Source organism: Azospirillum sp. TSH58 (assembly GCF_003119115.1).
Classification (GTDB): Bacteria; Pseudomonadota; Alphaproteobacteria; order Azospirillales; family Azospirillaceae; genus Azospirillum.
The window spans coordinates 403891-419728 of record NZ_CP022369.1 but is presented as its reverse complement, the minus strand read 5'-3'; the positions used below and the strand labels follow the sequence as shown (position 1 = coordinate 419728).

Here is a 15838-nt window from a genome sequence, read left to right as displayed (position 1 = left end):
GTGGGATGATCCGGTCATGACCTTACCATCCTTCTATGATGCGGCGCCGCGGCTCGTCGTGTTCGATCCGCTCAGCGCGTTCCTCGGCGCGGCCGAGGACGGCCTGCTTGAGTACGGCTATGCCGATGCGGTGCGGCTGGCCGGCCATTCCTGCCCGACCGTCGCGGGCGCTTACCTGATGACCGTACGGTCACTGGAGCGTCTGTATCCCGATGAGGTGCCCGAGCGCGGGACCGTCGCAGTGTCTGTTCGCGAGGCAGCCGACGACGGTGTGGCCGGCGTGATGGCAAGCGTCGCCACGCTGCTGACCGGAGCGACGGAAAACACCGGCTTCAAAGGCATCGCTGGACGCTTCGACCGCCGGAACCTCCTGACCTTCGGGGTCGGCATTCAAGGGACGATGGCCTTCGTCCGCACGGACACGGGAGCGGGCGTGCAAGCGACGCTCGACAGCGGCGTCGTGCCGGTCGATCCGGCGATGTCCGGCCTTCTTCAGCGCCTGTTGTCCCACGCGGCATCCCCGGACGAAGCGGCACAGTTCCGCACCCTATGGCAGGAACGGGTCCGACGCATGCTGGTGGACCACGCCGACGATCCTCGGCTGGTCAGGCTTACCGCCTGGAATGGTCGACCCGACGCGTGACCTCCTTTCAAACGGCTTCGAACATGCACACCGACAGCCAGACCGGCCAACTCCTGCACGACGATCATCACCGGACCATCGACCTTCTGAACGCGTTCGAAGCCTATCTCGAACGCACCACGGAGGACGACATTCCACATCTGGACGCGGACGGTCGCGTTCTGCTCGCCACCATCGGCAAGGAACTGGGCCAGGACCTCGAACGGCATTTTATCCTGGAAGAGCAGTGGCTCTTCCCGCCCATCGCCGCCGCCGGCGCTTACGAGATGACGGCCGACCTCTCGACCGACCACGAAGCCCTGCGCCCGCTCGTCCGCCGCATCACCCGGCTGTGCGCCCTGGCTCTGCGTGAGGGGTTCGATGAGGAAAGCTGGCCGGTCTACCGCCATTTCGGGCAGCAGCTGATCGAGGGCCTCGTCCTGCACATTCAAAAGGAAGAGACCGCACTGCTCAGTGCCGTTGACGCCGTGCTTACGCCGGCACAGGACGTCTCCCTTGCACGGGCTTACCGTTGTGGGGAAGAGGCGCTTGGCGGCGTGGATGAACGCACATCATCGCCGCAGGTTTAGGGCGGGCATTCAGCGGCAGGTTCAGCGGCAGATCGGTCGCGGCCAACGTGCGCCGGTGTTCCGAACCGCATCAAGCCGGATTCATCGGCTCGGTGGGCGGGCCGGGGTTGTCCTCGGGTTCCGCCGGCGCGGCGGGCACGGGCTCGTCCTCCTGCTCGTCCGGAAGACGACCGAGGCAGGACCCGTCGGGGCGTGCGAAGGGCGACGAGGGCCGGGGTGCGGACCGCTGGGGCTTCATGGTGATTCCTCCCTTCCTGTCAGAACGGCTCTGTTGCAAAGTTTGTCGGCAGGCGCGAGATGATGATTACGGGCATCACCGCCGACGCTATGCGTCCTGGGGTTCGAGCTGCTGGCTGATGAACTGTACGGCCTCGGTGAGCATGCAGGGTCCGATGTTGAAGGCGCGTTCGACGAGGCGCGCCTCGCCCCGCATGTCGCGGGTGATGTTGAAGCTGGACGCTTGGCCCTTGCGGAGCGCCCGCATCACCTCAAAACCCTTAATCGTTGCGTAGGCCGTCTTCAGGGTCTTGAAGCCTCGCACCGGGCGGATCAGCTGCTTCAGCTTGCCATGATCGGCCTCCACCACGTTGTTCAGATATTTGACCTGCCGGTGCTCGGTCTCCTCGGGACATTTGCCCTCAGCCTTCAGCTCCGCCAAGGCCGGCCCATAAGTTGGCGCCTTGTCGGTGTTGATGACCGTCGGCGTCTCCCACTCCTTCAAGCCGTTCAACGCCTTGGACAGGAAGCGCTTGGCGGCGGCGGTGTTGCGCGTGGGAGAGAGGTAGAAGTCGATGGTGTTGCCATGCTTGTCGACGGCTCGGTACAGGTAGGCCCACGTGCCACCAACCTTCACGTAGGTCTCGTCGACCCGCCAACTGGTTGACCGTGGGCAGCGCCACTGCCAGCGTAGCCGCATCTCGATCTCCGGCGCGTACTTCTGCACCCAGCGGTAGATCGTTGAATGATCGACCGTGACGCCGCGCTCGGCCATCATCTGCTCGAGATCACGGTAGCTGATGCCGTATCGGCAGTACCAGCGCACCGCCCAGAGCACGATCTCACCCTCGAAGTGGCGCCCCTTAAAGTCCGACACGGCTTGGCTCCCAACAGCGTCCAGCCATTCCGCCGCGTGCCGGCCAACTTTGCAACAGAGCCCGAAAAAGCGCGTTTGTTCGGCAATGCCCCTTCAGCCGATGGAAACGATGAACTCGAAGGGCGATCCCCAGCCGCCCGCAAGGACGCGGTTCTCACCGTGGTTCAGAAGGGCGGTGTCCCTCATGAAATCATGCCCGATCGGCTGCCCGTTGACGACCGTCCCAAGCGTGCTGCCAAGATCGGACACGAGCAGCCGGCCCTGGCTGCGGCTGATCATGAAGTGATCGCGCGACAGGCGAAACGGCGGCTGATCGTCGATGGACAGATCGGGCGAACGTGGGGGCGGTGCCTCGCCGTTGATCGGGAGCCGACCGACCACGAAGGGCAGTTGCCCAACCTGGATTGGGCTTGGACCGATCCGCCTGCGCAGGGAGTCCGTCCCGGCGGTCAATAGAATGCGTTCGTTGTCGTTGGGAAGTGCCTCCGACGACGGCGCGCCGTTCTCCGCCAGTTCCGCCTCGCGCGTCGAGAGCAGCAGGTCGCCGGCAATCTTGTCCTCGATCGTCCGCAGGCGGATGCTGAGACGCTGGATCAACCCGCGCGCCAGGGATACGTCCCGGCTCACCCGGTCCAGGAAATCCTGCGGGGTGAGGATTTCCGCGGCGCCATCGCTGACGGCCCGGGCGGTGGCACTCCGGCTGCGGCCTTCAATGACGCCCATCTCGCCCAGCCACTCGCCGCCCCGCACATGCCCGATCAGGATGGCGTTGTCTCCATTCTCGCGCAGGACTTCGATTTCCCCATGCCTGACCCAAAAAACACAGTCACTCGCGTCTCCCCGCCGGAACAGCAAATCGCCTGATTTGAACTGAATGGATTTGGCCATATCCGGATGTTCTCCGCTGTTCGGCCGTGCGTCGTAATGGCACGACAGACGGAGATTCTGTATGATGAAAGCAGAAGTGAAGCCTACCGAGAAAATGGACGCACACGACGGAGCCCCGCTTCTCCTTTCTTTTGGGCATCGTTCCTTCGTAGGGCAAGATGGTTATGAGTGTGCGGCCATCGATCTATCCATCGGCTCAACATAGTCATGATCTCGCACTCCGCCGTTTCCGGCGAACAGCAGGGTGTTGTCAGGTTGGTGGTGAACGGTCCGGCATGGCAGGTTGTTGGGCATGTCCACCAACCCGTACCGCGGTGTCCGTTTTCCCGCTGGGATCATCCACGAGGCAGTCTGGGTGTCCCGTTGCTCCAACCTGAGCCTACCGAGGTCGCACTGACCCGGGCGACGCCCGGCATCGTGGTCGGCGACGAGGCCATCGCGGAACGGTGGCTGCACTTTGGCCGTCCGTCCGCCGGCGCGCTCCGGCGCCTCGGGTGTACGCCCGGCGCCGGTGCGACAAGCGGGCCACGTACGCCGACACGCAACCAGCTCAAAGACATACGATGTCGAGCCCGTTCAGGTCACCACCGAAACGCTGCGGTCCAATGGGGCAGCTTTCTGTCGGCAAGACTGATTCATCGCAGTTTGGCGGTCAAAGAGAAAATCACGCGGTCTTAAGCGAAGCCAAGCAGTCGATTTACTTCGCAGATGCAAATTCGCAACTGCAAAATAAACGCATTCACGCATAGGCCTTTTCCTCTAATTCGATCAAATTCATTGGCCGAGTTACTGTAACGCCGGACAATTTTTGGAGCGGCATCGGCCCTTTCCGTATCGCCAGAATCCTATAAAACGCCGCAGCCGATGCAGTGGCGATGCGGAAACCGTATCGAACTTATGTAACGGCTCGCCAAGCCGTCAAGCTTGGGACTTCCGTTCCTGGTCGCCATTTCTTCAACGACATTCAACGAATGTGACCAGTGGACGCTGGAGCGAAAGATGCCCCACCTCATCGCCCCGCCTCATTGGAGGGAATCCTGACGGTAGGGAGACGAGGATAGCGGAGAGACGGCGATGACGACGGCTGACGTGAACGATCTCGTGTCGGTGAAAAACGCCGGCGTGGCGCAGACCCAGAAGTCGGACAAGCTGACCTTGCTCCCACTCGTTGCGCTCGTTGTCGGCTCGATGATCGGCGGCGGCGTTTTCAATCTTCCATCGGACATGTCCAAAGGTGCGTCGCCCGGCGCCATCCTGATCGGCTGGATGATCACCGGCATCGGCATGATGATGCTCGCCTTCGTGTACCAAAACCTGGCCGTGCGCAAACCGAACCTGAACGCAGGCCCCTATGCCTATGCCAAGGCCGGCTTCGGTCCGTTCGTCGGCTTCAACAGCGCTTGGGGCTATTGGCTGAGCGCCTTTCTTGGAAACGTGGCCTACGCGGTGGCCATCTTCTCGGCCCTGTCCCACTTCTTCCCCATCTTCGGCGACGGCAACAACCTGCCGTCCATCGTCGGCGCGTCGCTGTGCCTGTGGCTGATCCACGCGCTCGTGCTCAGCGGCATCAAACAGGCGGCCTTCGTGAACGTCGTCACCTCGATCGCCAAGCTGGTGCCGCTGTTCCTGTTCGTCCTGGTGGCCATCGTCGGCTTCCATTGGGATCGCTTCACGGTGGATTTCTGGGGAACCGGCGCCGGGTCCGGCACGGGCGGCCTCGGCTCAGTCATGGAGCAGGTGAAGAGCACCATGCTGGTGACGCTGTGGGTGTTCATCGGCATCGAGGGCGCCAGCGTCTACTCCGCCCGCGCGGCCCGTCGCTCCGACGTCGGGCGGGCGACCGTGATCGGCTTCGTCGGCGCGCTGGGAATCTACGTGCTGGTTTCGTTGCTGGCGACGGGCGTTCTGCGGCAACCTGAACTCGCCGACCTCAAGGTGCCGTCCATGGCTGGTGTGTTCGAGTCCCTCGTCGGTCCGTGGGGCGCCGCCCTGATCAACATCGGCTTGGTGATCTCGGTCGGCGGCGCCTTCCTCTCCTGGACGTTGCTGTGCGCGGAGATCCCCTACACCTGCGGCCGCGACGGGACTTTCCCGAAATGGTTCGCCGCGGAGAACGCCAACGGGTCGCCCGTGAACGCGCTGTGGGCAACCAATCTCCTGATCCAGCTCTTCCTCGCGCTCAGCTTCTTTTCGCGCAGCGCGTACCAGTTCTTCTACTTCATCGCCTCGGTCGCGATTCTTCCCCCCTACGTCCTGTCCGGCGCCTACGCGTTGAAACTGGCCTTAACCGGCGAGGGGTACGGTGCCGAATCGCGGACAAAGGGCATCCTGGTCGGTGCCTTGGCGACGACCTACGGCCTATGGCTCGTCTACGCGGCCGGCCTTCAGTACCTGCTGATGTGCGCGGTCCTCTTCGCACCGGGAATCCTCGTCTATGTCCGGGCCCGGCGTGACTGCGGGGAGCGCCCCTTCACCGGCGTGGAAATGGCCATCGCGGCGGTCATCGCCGTCCTCGCCGTGCTCGCCGCCTGGCTCATGTGGACCGGCACGATCAGCCCGCTGTGATGGCACACGACAACAAGGCCCGCACGGAATAGCGGGCCATCGAAACAGGGAGATGCGTCATGTCTGAAGTCGGCGTGCATTCGGAAGTCGGCAAGCTGCGGACCGTCCTGGTTTGCCGGCCGTCGCTGGCGCACCAGCGCCTCACCCCCGGCAACTGCCACGACCTTCTGTTCGATGACGTCATCTGGGTGCACGAGGCGCAGAAGGACCACCACGACCTCGTGCTGAAGATGGAGGAGCGCGGGGTCGAGGTGCTGGACCTGCACGACCTGCTGGCGCAAACGCTCGACGATCCTCAGGCGCGCAGGTTCGTGCTCGACCGCCGCGTCACCGCCAACACCGTCGGGGTCGCCGCCGTGGAGGTCATGCGCCCCTGGCTGGACGAGATGCCGTCCAGGGAACTCGCCGTCCATCTCATCGGCGGTATCGCCATATCGGACCTGCCAGACAACACCGTGAGCGTGCTGCTGAATGAGGCGTTCGGCGGCACCGATTTCGTGCTGCCGCCGATTCCCAACACGCTGTTCCAGCGGGACCCGTCCTGCTGGATTTACAGCGGCGTGACCTGCAACCCGATGTTCTGGCCCGCCCGCAAGCCGGAGACGCTGCTGCAGCGGGCGGTCTACAAGTTCCACCCCCGCTTCCGAGACGGCGGCTTCACGATCTGGTGGGGCGATTCGGACGAGGACTTCACCGGCGCCTCCCTGGAGGGCGGCGACGTGATGCCGATCGGAAAAGGCATCGTCCTTATCGGCATGGGTGAGCGCACCAACCGCCAAGCGGTCGGCCAGGTAACCCGCGCGCTGTTCCGCAACAACGCGGCATCCCGGGTCATCGCCTGCCTGATGCCGAAAAGCCGCGCGGCCATGCATTTGGACACGGTGTTCTCGTTCTGCGACCGCGATCTGGTGACGGTCTTCCGTGAGGTCGTCGACCAGATCCGCTGCTACAGCGCCTATCCCCTGGACGACGAGGGGCGCTTCGAGGTGCGGCCCGAGGCGAGGCCGCTGCTGGAGGTCGTGGCCGACGCGCTGAGCTACTCCAGGCTCCGTGTCGTCGGAACCGGCGGAAACGCCTACGAGGCGGAGCGCGAGCAATGGGACGATGGCAACAACGTCGTCGCCCTCGAACCCGGCGTGGTCGTGGCCTACGACCGCAACACCTACACCAACACGCTGCTGCGCAAGGCCGGCGTCGAGGTCATCACCGTCCGCGGGGCGGAACTCGGCCGCGGACGGGGCGGCGGCCACTGCATGACCTGCCCGATCTGGCGGGAACCCGCCTACTGACGACCCGCCGCGGACAACGAACCCGGAGGGAACCCCAGGAGGAAAAGATGAGCTTCAATCTGCGCAACCGGTCGCTGCTCACCGTCCAGGATTACACGCCGCGGGAGTTCCGCTATGTGCTCGACCTCGCGCGCGACCTCAAGCGTGCGAAGTACGCCAGGACCGAGCAGCAGCACCTGCGCGGCAAGGAGATCTGCCTGATCTTCGAAAAGACGTCGACGCGGACCCGCTGCGCCTTCGAGGTCGCCTGCCACGACCAGGGCGCCAACGTCACCTACCTCGATCCCGCCGGCTCGCAGATCGGCCACAAGGAGTCCTTCAAGGACACCGCGCGCGTCCTCGGCCGGATGTACGACGCCATCGAGTACCGCGGCGCCGCACAGGGCGGCGTGGAGCAGTTGGCGAAGTACGCGGGTGTACCGGTCTACAACGGCCTCACCGACGAATACCACCCGACCCAGATGCTTGCCGACGTCATGACGATGCGCGAGCACAGCGACAAGCCGATCACCGACATCACGTACACCTATGTCGGCGATACCCGGTCCAACATGGGCCATTCGCTGATGATCGTCGGTTGCCTGATGGGCATGGACGTACGCATCTGCGGGCCGCAGAGCCTGTGGCCGTCGGAGGAGTACACCGCCATCGCCCACCGGCTCGCGGCGGCGTCCGGCGCACGGCTGACCATCACCAGCGACACCGCCGAAGCGGTGGCCGGAGTCGATTTCATCCACACCGACGTCTGGGTTTCGATGGGCGAGCCCAAGGACGTGTGGCGGGAGCGGATCGCGCTGCTCAAGCCCTATCAGGTCAACCCGGAACTGATGGCGGCAAGCGGCAACCCGCAAGTCAAGTTCATGCACTGCCTCCCAGCCTTCCACGACAGCGAGACGGCGCTCGGCCGGCAGATCGCCGAGGACTATGGGATGCCCAACGGGCTCGAGGTGACCAACGAGGTCTTCGAATCGGAGGCGAACATCGCCTTCGAACAGGCGGAAAACCGCATGCACACGATCAAGGCGCTTCTCGTCGCCACGTTGGGGGAATGAGGGGGGGAATGAGACCATGCGCGTCGTCGTCGCTTTGGGAGGCAACGCTCTGTTGAAACGCGGCGAGCCGATGACCGCCGACGTGCAGCGCCGCAACATCCGCATCGCCGCCGAGGCCATGGCCCCGGTCGCCCGGGAGCATCAGCTCGTGATCAGCCACGGAAACGGGCCGCAGGTCGGGCTGCTGGCGCTCCAGGGCGCCGCCTACCAGCCGAACGAGGCCTATCCGCTGGACGTCCTGGGGGCCGAGACCGAGGGCATGATCGGCTACATGATCGAGCAGGAGCTGGGCAACCTGCTGCCGTTCGAGGTGCCCTTCGCCACGCTGCTGACCATGGTGGAGGTTGACGGCGACGACCCGGCCTTCAACGACCCGACCAAGTTCGTGGGACCGGTCTATGGGGCCGCCGAGGCCGAGCGCATCGCGGCCGAGAAGGGGTGGGTGTTCAAGCCGGACGGCGCGTCCTGGCGGCGGGTCGTGCCGTCGCCGGCCCCCAAGCTCATCTTCGAGATCCGGCCGATCCGCTGGCTGCTGGATCAGGGAACCATCGTGATCTGCGCCGGTGGCGGCGGGATACCCACCATGTACCAGCCGGCCACGCACCAGCCGGGCAAGGAACGCACGCTGGTCGGCGTCGAGGCGGTGATCGACAAGGACCTCTGCTCGGAGTTGCTGGCGCGCGAGCTGGATGCGGACCTCCTCATCATGGCGACCGACGCCGAGGCCGTGTTCCTCGGCTGGGGAACGCCGGACGCGCGGGCCATCCATCGCACGAGCCCCGAGGCAATGGGCAGGTACAGCTTCCCGGCCGGGTCCATGGGGCCGAAGGTGGACGCCGCCTGCCGGTTCGCGACGGCGACGGGGCGAACCGCGGCGATTGGGGCGCTCGCCGACATTCCGGCGATCGTGCGCGGCGAGAAGGGCACGCTGATCGACAACGCCTTCACGACGACGAGTTGGCACGGATAGGCGGCCTGATTGGGGCGGCGATCCGGAAAAGGGGGCTGCGGCCATGGCGAACCACGTTTCGATGCCGGCTGAGGAAAAGCGGGAGGCGCGTCGGCCCACGCTGCTCGACGCCTTGATTCCGATGATTGCCCTAATCGCGCTGCTTGCGCTGTCCTACCTTCTGTTCGGCAAGGACGCCTCCGCCGGGCCGAATCAGGTGGCGCTGCTGTTCTCTGGGATCATCGCGGCGGGGATCGCCTACAAGAACGGGATGCCCTGGGATGGGGTGCGCCAGGCCGTGGTCGACGGCATCGCGACCGGGCTCGCGGCCATCATGATCCTGCTGGCGGTGGGCGCGCTGATCGGCACCTGGGCGCTCAGCGGCACCATCGTGGCGATGGTCTATTACGGCCTCCAGATCCTCAGTCCCCACTATTTCTATGCGACGACCACGCTGATCTGCGCCCTGGTCGGCTTCAGCATCGGAAGCTCCTGGACCGTCGCGGGCACCATCGGCATCGGCCTGATGGGTGTGGCGGCCAGCATGAATTTGTCGCCGGAAATCACGGCCGGCGCGGTCATCTCCGGCGCCTATTTCGGCGACAAGGCCTCCCCGCTGTCCGACACCGCCAATCTGGCGACCGCGGTGACGGGGTCCGGGATCTACGAGCACATCCGGGAATCGCTGTTCACCTCGGTTCCGGCCCTGCTCGTCGCCATCCTCCTCTTCGGGATGCTGGGGGCGCCCGGCGATTTCGATGCGACCGCCATGATGTCCGGCATCGAAAGCCACTTCACGGTGTCGCTCTGGGCCTTCACCCCGCTGCTGCTGGTTCTCGGCCTGTCGATCGCCCGGTTTCCGCCCTTCATCACGATCTTCTTCGGCGCCCTGGCGGGCGGGCTCCTGGCGGTCGTCCTGGAGCCGGCGCGCGCCGCCGCCTTCGCCGCCGCACCGGAACTGCCGGTCGCCGTCGCCATGCTGAAGGGTGTGTGGATGGCGCTCGCCAACGGCTACGTCGCGCACAGCGGCAACGAGTCCCTCGACGTCATCCTGACGCGGGGCGGCATGTCCAGCATGATGAACACGGTGTGGCTGATCATCACCGCGCTGTCGTTCGGCGCGACGGTGGAGCACGCCGGGCTTCTCAATCGCCTGATCGACCCATTGATCCATCGGATGAGGTCCATCGGCGGGCTCGTGGCGACCGTGGTCGCCACCTGCATCGGCGCCAACATCGTCACCTCGGACCAGTATATTTCGATCGCTCTGCCGGGCCGGTTGTTCAAGGCAGAATTCGCGAAGAGGAGCCTTGCTCCCGTGCTGCTGTCGCGCGTCGTCGGCGATTCGGCGACGGTGACCTCGCCGCTGATCCCCTGGAACAGTTGCGGGGCTTATATGGCGGCAGCGCTCGGCGTGTCGGCGACCGGCTTCGCCATGTACTGCTTCTTCAACATTCTCAATCCCTTGGTGACGATTCTCTTCGCTGTCTCCGGTCTGCGGGTGTGGAGAACGACCATCGACACGCCTCCGGGCAACGCACCGCCGCTGCAAGGCTGACGAGCCTTTGCACGATGGTGTGGGTCGCTGTGTGGCGCGGATGGGAGCAGTTCCGTCTGTTGGCTCAACGTGTGGAGTGATCACTGCCAGGATGGAGGGGACGATCATGAACCGCTGTTTTCTGGCGGGCTGCGCTGCCGCTGCTCTGGCAATGGGCGCCGGAGAAGCCAATGCCCAGGCCAAGTACGAGATAAAAATCGGTGGCGATGCCTTCTTCGAAGCCGGCTTCGTCAATCAGGACCTTGACTCCGGTATGCGTTCGACCGAGTTCCGCAACCGCTTCCGCGTGCACATCACGCCGGTCGCCAAAGCGGACAACGGCCTGGAGTATGGTGGGCGCATCCGCATCCGCGCCTCCGGTTCCGACACCGGCGTCAACTCGGACCGTGCCTTCATCTTCGCACAGGGCAGGCTTGGCGAGGTGCGCCTCGGCGTGTCCAACTCCTTCAACGACGAAACCTTCATCTCGACGCCGGGCGACTATCTGCCGACCAGCATCATCGATCTCGATCAGGTGACGAACTGGGTTGGCCCGACGACGGCCGGGCAGTCCGTCAATCCGGCGAATGGCCGGTATCAAGGCTCCGACGTCCTCGGTGGGGTCGCCGAAGCCGTCAACGCCGCCAGCATCCTGTGGCCGTCGCTGACACCGGACGCCAATGCAACGAAGATCGTCTACTTCTCCCCGCGCTTTGCCGGCGTGCAGTTCGGTGCCAGCTACACCCCGCGCAACGACTCCTTCAATCAGGACGTCAACCGGTCGAAAGCGTCTTCCGCCATCGCCGACCAGGGCGTCACCAACTCCTTCACCGATCTGGTCGAGGTCGGTGCTAACTATGACGGCAACGTCTTCGGCTTCGACGTCAAGGCCAGTGCCGGCTATTTCTGGGGCACGTCCTCGGACAGCACGGTGGCCGCGGACTCCTTCCGCGACCTGAACGCTTGGCAGCTTGGTGCCCAAGTCGGTTATGCCGGCTTCGCCGTGGGTGGCAGTTACACCAGCTTCGGCAAATCGGGCCAGAACAAGCGTCCGGGTTTCTTCGCGGATGATATGTACAACTGGACCGCGGGTGTGCAGTACACCGCCGGAGCCATCGTGGTGGGTGCGAATTACAAGTACGGCGTCGACCCCGGCTCCATGGTCGACCCGGGCAGCCGGCGGGTGAAGGTCTACGAGGTTGGTGCCGGTTACACCGTTGCTTCGGGCCTGACCGTGAACGCCCAATACGACTATGTGCTCGCCAACAGCGATCGCCCCGAGACCGCGGCCACGGGCTCGCCGGATGACAAGGCCCACGTCATCGTGCTTCGCACGGTTCTGGCGTTCTGACCTTCGAAGGAGCGGAAAAGCTGATCCAGCGTGGAGCGTTGAACCGAAAAGCGCCGAAATGCCCGGCAACGGCGTCGCCACCATGCGGGATACGCTCAACATCCATATGGAAGCCACGGCAAGAGAGGGAACCATGGTAAAAATGATGAAAGCGGCTGTGGTCCGCCAATTCAAAATGCCGCTGTTGATTGAAGAGGTTCCGGTGCCGGAGGTCGGTCCAGGCCAGATCCTGGTCAAGATCGAAGCCTCGGGTGTCTGCCACACCGACCTGCACGCGGCCGACGGCGACTGGCCGGTGAAGCCGAACCCGCCCTTCATTCCAGGCCATGAGGGCGTCGGCACCGTTGCCGCGGTGGGCGCCGGCGTAACCGCGGTGAAGGAGGGCGACCGGGTCGGCGTTCCCTGGCTGCACACGGCCTGCGGGCACTGCCGGCAGTGTCTCGCCGGTTGGGAAACCTTGTGCGACCTGCAGCAGAACACCGGCTATTCCGTCAACGGCGGCTTCGCGGAGTACACGCTCGCGGACCCCAACTATGTCGGGCACCTGCCGGACAGGCTGGACTGGGAAATGGCCGCCCCGCTCCTGTGCGCCGGCGTAACCGTTTACAAGGGCCTGAAGGAAACCGACACCAAGCCCGGCGACACGGTTGTGATCTCCGGGATCGGCGGGCTCGGCCACATCGCCGTGCAGTACGCGAAGGCCATGGGGCTCGACGTGATTGCCGTCGACATCTCCGACGAAAAGCTGGCGCTCGCCCGTGCCATGGGCGCGGACGCGGCGATCAACGCGAAGACGACCGATCCGGTCGCCGAGGTCAAGGCTCTGTGCGGTGGCGCCCAGGGCGTGCTCGTCACCGCTGTGTCCCGGCATGCCTTCAACCAAGCTCTCGGCATGCTCGCCAAGCGCGGCACCATGGCCCTCGTCGGCCTGCCGCCCGGATCGTTCGAACTGGACATCTTCAGCACGGTTCTGATGCGGAAGACGATCCGAGGATCGATCGTCGGTACACGGTTGGACCTCGCCGAATGCCTCCAGTTCGCTGGCGACGGCAAGGTGAAGGTTCACTATTCGGTCGAGCACTTGGACAACATCAACGACGTGTTCAGCCGGATGCGCAACAACGAGATCGATGGGCGGGTGGTCATGCGGATGTAAAGCGCCGATCGGCACGGTCGTCATACCGATACCGGCTTAAACGATGGGTGGATGGCGCAGCAAAATCCAAATGATAACCAAGCCAAGTGACCAGCAGCACGCTCGCGATTTCGACCAAGACTTACGTTCTTCCAACCTGCAAACAAGGGAGCGATCGGCATGTGGTCGCGACGCGGATTTCTGGCGGGAGCATTGGGGGGCGTCGTCCTGGCCGGCTGTGCCGGCTCGGGAAGCGTTGCTTATGTGAACGATCCTTGGGGCTACCCATCCTATGGTGACGATTGGGTCTACTACTATGATGAGGGTGACGTGGACTTTCTCGCCGGGTTGACCGACGAGCAGAAGGCCGCGCTCAAGCAGAAATGGGACACGCTCTCACCCGAGGAGAAGGAGCAAATTCGGGACCGGTGGAACGCTCTCAGCGCCGACGAGCGCGAGCGCGTGCAACAAGCATGGAGCGGCTTGGATGCGGAGAAGCGACAACAGGTGGTTTCCAGCATGCAGACCCGCGTCCGCGATGGGACGCTCCGTTCCGTGACACCTGCCGCGGCCGGGCCATCGCGCTTCCCGGCAGGATCCAGCGGTGGCCTGGATCGCAGTGGTGCAGGAGCCCGGACCGGCTCGTTTGATCGCGGCAGCTTTAGTGGAGGCAGGGTGGGTGGCGGTAGGTTGGGTGGTCGGCGTTAACGGCATGGACCGAACGGACTTCGGCGTTCGCAGATCAAGAAAAGTTGAGAACGTTCGGGCGCCTCGCGTCGCAAAAATATATCCAGCTCTCTCAGGATAATGAACATGACGCACAGCCGCAGGAAGCCAATGGAAAGAGCCCAATACAAATGCCTCATCATCCTGGCAATAAAGATCACTGCTGCCGTGGGATTGATAGCCATTGCTGGATATCTAATTTTTGGCTATAATAGTGATGTTCGCTCTCTCGAGAACAAACCGATGGTTGTTCCTCTTCTGCGATAGTTCGACTTTGCGCATTACAAAATTGCCGTCTCGGCTAGGAGCCGGTTCATAAATCCAGCAGCGGTACGGGGTGATTGGGATTACGGCGCGTAGCAGGCGGCGTCGACGAGCCGTCGGAGGATCGGCTGCACTTTGAGCATGTCACCCTCATGGGGCGACATAGCGGCCTGTTCGAACCACAGGTACTGGCGCAGGCACTGTCAACTTGTTGATCACTCAGTTGCCCGGGTCGACGGAGGCGGGGTATGGGACGGCATGACGACGCGTCCCGATCCCCGCTACGCCGGCTTTCGCTATCCAGCCGAGATCATTGCGACGGCGGATTGGCTGTACTTCCGCTTTCCGCTCAGTCTGCGGATGGTCGAGGAGCTGCTGGCGGCGCGCGGCATCACCGTCAGCCACGAGACGGTGCGCCAGTGGGGGCTGAAGGTCGGTCGTGAGTTTGCTATTAGAAACTTTCCTTAAAAAAACTCTGATTAGACCATTGATTCCGGAGGGAGAGGGTCGCTCTGGTGTTGAGAAAACAATGTCTTTGGCGCTCAGATTTTTCAAAGAAAATTTTCAGAAGAAAGCAACACCCGCCCCCGGCCGGCAGGCGGGTCGCCAGCGCCGTCACCCGCCGCCGGGCCGCCGCGGCGTCGCCGATGTCGCGCGTGCCGGTGTCCAGGGCCACCGAGACGCCCGCCGCCAGACCGGCCGGAACGCCGTCCCAATGGACCGCGACCGGGCGGGCCGGACCGGCGAAGGCCGCCGCGCTGTCCAGCGCGCCGGTCAGGTCGTCGGCGATCAGGTGAAGCGGCGGCATGGCATCCCGACCCGTTGTTCAAGGCGGGATCATTGAGACACACAACAAATCACCTGTCAACATGTTGTAATGTTGATTGCTGCTTTTCCGCTTGAACCACCCGCCCGAATGGGTTTACATCTTTACAAGTTGGCAGGGTGTCGCAGGAGAAAACCGCATGGATTCGCGCGATCGGGGGATGGAGGACGGCGCTTCGCCGATGCCCGGGGATGGCGAGGGCCACACCGCGGCGCGGGCGCGCCACACGCCTCTCGTCCAGCGCGTCTACCAGCTTCTGCTGACCCAGATCAGCGCCGGCGACTACCAGCCGAACGAGCGGTTGCCGGGGGAGAACGAACTCGCCACGCGCTTCCAGGTCTCGCGTCCCATCGTGCGCGAGGCGCTGCGCCGGCTGCGCGACGAGGGGATGATCTACTCGCGCCAGGGCGCCGGCAGCTTCGTGCGGGCGACGGTGGAGGAAAGCCGGCCGCTGCTCGGCTATGCGCCCGTCGAGACCATCGCCGACATCCAGCGCTGCTACGAATTCCGCCTGACCATCGAGCCGGACCACGCCTACCACGCCGCCCTGCGCTGGAACGACGCGGCGCTGTCCAACATCGTGGCGGCGCTCGACCTGATGGCCGACGCGACCCGCGCCCACCGGCACCGGGACGACGCGGATTTCGCCTTCCACGCCGCCATCGCGGACGCCGCGAACAACCATTATTACGCGTCGTCGATGCAGGCCCTGAAGGACCACATCGCCGTCGGCATGAAGTTCCACGGCTCGTCGCTGCTGGGACCGAGCGGCGGGCTCTCCCACGTTCTGGAGGAGCACCGGGGCATCTTCGAGGCGATCCGCAACCGCGACGCCGACACCGCGCGCGCCCGCATGCGCCGGCATCTGGAGGGGTCGCGCGACCGCGTGTTCGAGGGACGCGTGCTCGACCTGTCGCTGTGATCCGGTCTCCCTGAATCCCGTCACCCTGT

The 15838-nt window shown here is 64.3% G+C and carries 15 protein-coding genes and 1 pseudogene; 12 read left to right on the top strand and 4 right to left on the bottom strand.

Annotation, left to right across the window (positions count from 1 at the left end):
* The first annotated feature begins 16 nt into the window (after nucleotides 1–16).
* Together TSH58p_RS32185 and TSH58p_RS32180 are read left to right on the top strand one after the other, a co-directional pair.
* Entirely contained in the window at nucleotides 17–643 is a 627-nt protein-coding gene (locus tag TSH58p_RS32185; protein ID WP_109069056.1) for an FmdE family protein, read from the top strand.
* 23 nt (nucleotides 644–666) lie between these two features.
* On the top strand, nucleotides 667–1212 hold the full coding sequence (locus TSH58p_RS32180) for a hemerythrin domain-containing protein (protein WP_109069055.1): 546 nt from the start codon (nucleotides 667–669) through the stop codon (nucleotides 1210–1212).
* A 70-nt stretch (nucleotides 1213–1282) separates the two neighbouring features.
* On the opposite strand, the gene TSH58p_RS33755 is transcribed toward TSH58p_RS32180, so the two are convergent.
* The 3 genes from TSH58p_RS33755 to TSH58p_RS32170 form a co-directional block, all read right to left on the bottom strand.
* Nucleotides 1283–1450 carry a hypothetical protein gene (locus TSH58p_RS33755; RefSeq protein ID WP_199230071.1) on the bottom strand — a complete coding sequence of 56 codons (168 nt, stop codon included), beginning with the start codon at nucleotides 1448–1450 and terminating at the stop codon, nucleotides 1283–1285.
* Nucleotides 1451–1537: 87 nt separating this feature from the next.
* Entirely contained in the window at nucleotides 1538–2305 is a 768-nt protein-coding gene (locus TSH58p_RS32175; RefSeq protein ID WP_109069054.1) for an IS6 family transposase, read from the bottom strand.
* Between the two features lie 93 nt (nucleotides 2306–2398).
* A complete protein-coding gene (locus TSH58p_RS32170) occupies nucleotides 2399–3193 on the bottom strand; it encodes a cyclic nucleotide-binding domain-containing protein (RefSeq protein WP_109069053.1) in 795 nt (264 codons plus the stop codon).
* Between the two features lie 1074 nt (nucleotides 3194–4267).
* Here TSH58p_RS32170 and arcD point away from each other — a divergent pair.
* From arcD to TSH58p_RS32130, 9 genes and pseudogenes are all read left to right on the top strand, one after another.
* Nucleotides 4268–5758: an arginine-ornithine antiporter gene (gene arcD, locus TSH58p_RS32165; protein ID WP_199230070.1), complete on the top strand. Its 1491-nt coding sequence runs from the start codon at nucleotides 4268–4270 to the stop codon at nucleotides 5756–5758.
* 59 nt (nucleotides 5759–5817) lie between these two features.
* Complete coding sequence (locus tag TSH58p_RS32160; protein WP_109069052.1) at nucleotides 5818–7047, top strand: arginine deiminase; 1230 nt, start codon at nucleotides 5818–5820, stop codon at nucleotides 7045–7047.
* Nucleotides 7048–7094: 47 nt separating this feature from the next.
* Nucleotides 7095–8099 (top strand): ornithine carbamoyltransferase, encoded by a 1005-nt coding sequence (locus TSH58p_RS32155; RefSeq protein ID WP_109069051.1) that lies wholly within the window; start codon nucleotides 7095–7097, stop codon nucleotides 8097–8099.
* 16 nt (nucleotides 8100–8115) lie between these two features.
* The gene (arcC, locus tag TSH58p_RS32150) at nucleotides 8116–9069 is read left to right on the top strand and encodes a carbamate kinase (RefSeq protein ID WP_109069050.1); all 954 of its coding nucleotides are present in this window, start codon (nucleotides 8116–8118) and stop codon (nucleotides 9067–9069) included.
* Between the two features lie 43 nt (nucleotides 9070–9112).
* A complete protein-coding gene (locus tag TSH58p_RS32145) occupies nucleotides 9113–10606 on the top strand; it encodes a Na+/H+ antiporter NhaC family protein (protein WP_109069049.1) in 1494 nt (497 codons plus the stop codon).
* Nucleotides 10607–10712: 106 nt separating this feature from the next.
* On the top strand, nucleotides 10713–11936 hold the full coding sequence (locus tag TSH58p_RS32140; RefSeq protein ID WP_109069048.1) for a porin: 1224 nt from the start codon (nucleotides 10713–10715) through the stop codon (nucleotides 11934–11936).
* A 133-nt stretch (nucleotides 11937–12069) separates the two neighbouring features.
* Nucleotides 12070–13092: an alcohol dehydrogenase AdhP gene (adhP, locus tag TSH58p_RS32135; RefSeq protein ID WP_109069089.1), complete on the top strand. Its 1023-nt coding sequence runs from the start codon at nucleotides 12070–12072 to the stop codon at nucleotides 13090–13092.
* Nucleotides 13093–13251: 159 nt separating this feature from the next.
* Nucleotides 13252–13779: a hypothetical protein gene (locus TSH58p_RS33480; protein ID WP_146205838.1), complete on the top strand. Its 528-nt coding sequence runs from the start codon at nucleotides 13252–13254 to the stop codon at nucleotides 13777–13779.
* Nucleotides 13780–14319: 540 nt separating this feature from the next.
* Nucleotides 14320–14517: pseudogene (locus TSH58p_RS32130) on the top strand (IS6 family transposase); the annotation flags it as partial.
* Here the strand turns inward: TSH58p_RS32130 and TSH58p_RS32125 are convergent.
* Nucleotides 14513–14869 carry a hypothetical protein gene (locus TSH58p_RS32125; RefSeq protein WP_109069047.1) on the bottom strand — a complete coding sequence of 119 codons (357 nt, stop codon included), beginning with the start codon at nucleotides 14867–14869 and terminating at the stop codon, nucleotides 14513–14515. The pseudogene TSH58p_RS32130 and the gene TSH58p_RS32125 sit on opposite strands and share 5 nt — an antisense overlap.
* A gap of 157 nt (nucleotides 14870–15026) precedes the next feature.
* Between TSH58p_RS32125 and TSH58p_RS32120 the strand changes: the two genes are divergently transcribed.
* Nucleotides 15027–15809 (top strand): FadR/GntR family transcriptional regulator, encoded by a 783-nt coding sequence (locus TSH58p_RS32120; protein ID WP_109069046.1) that lies wholly within the window; start codon nucleotides 15027–15029, stop codon nucleotides 15807–15809.
* Nucleotides 15810–15838: the final 29 nt, after the last annotated feature.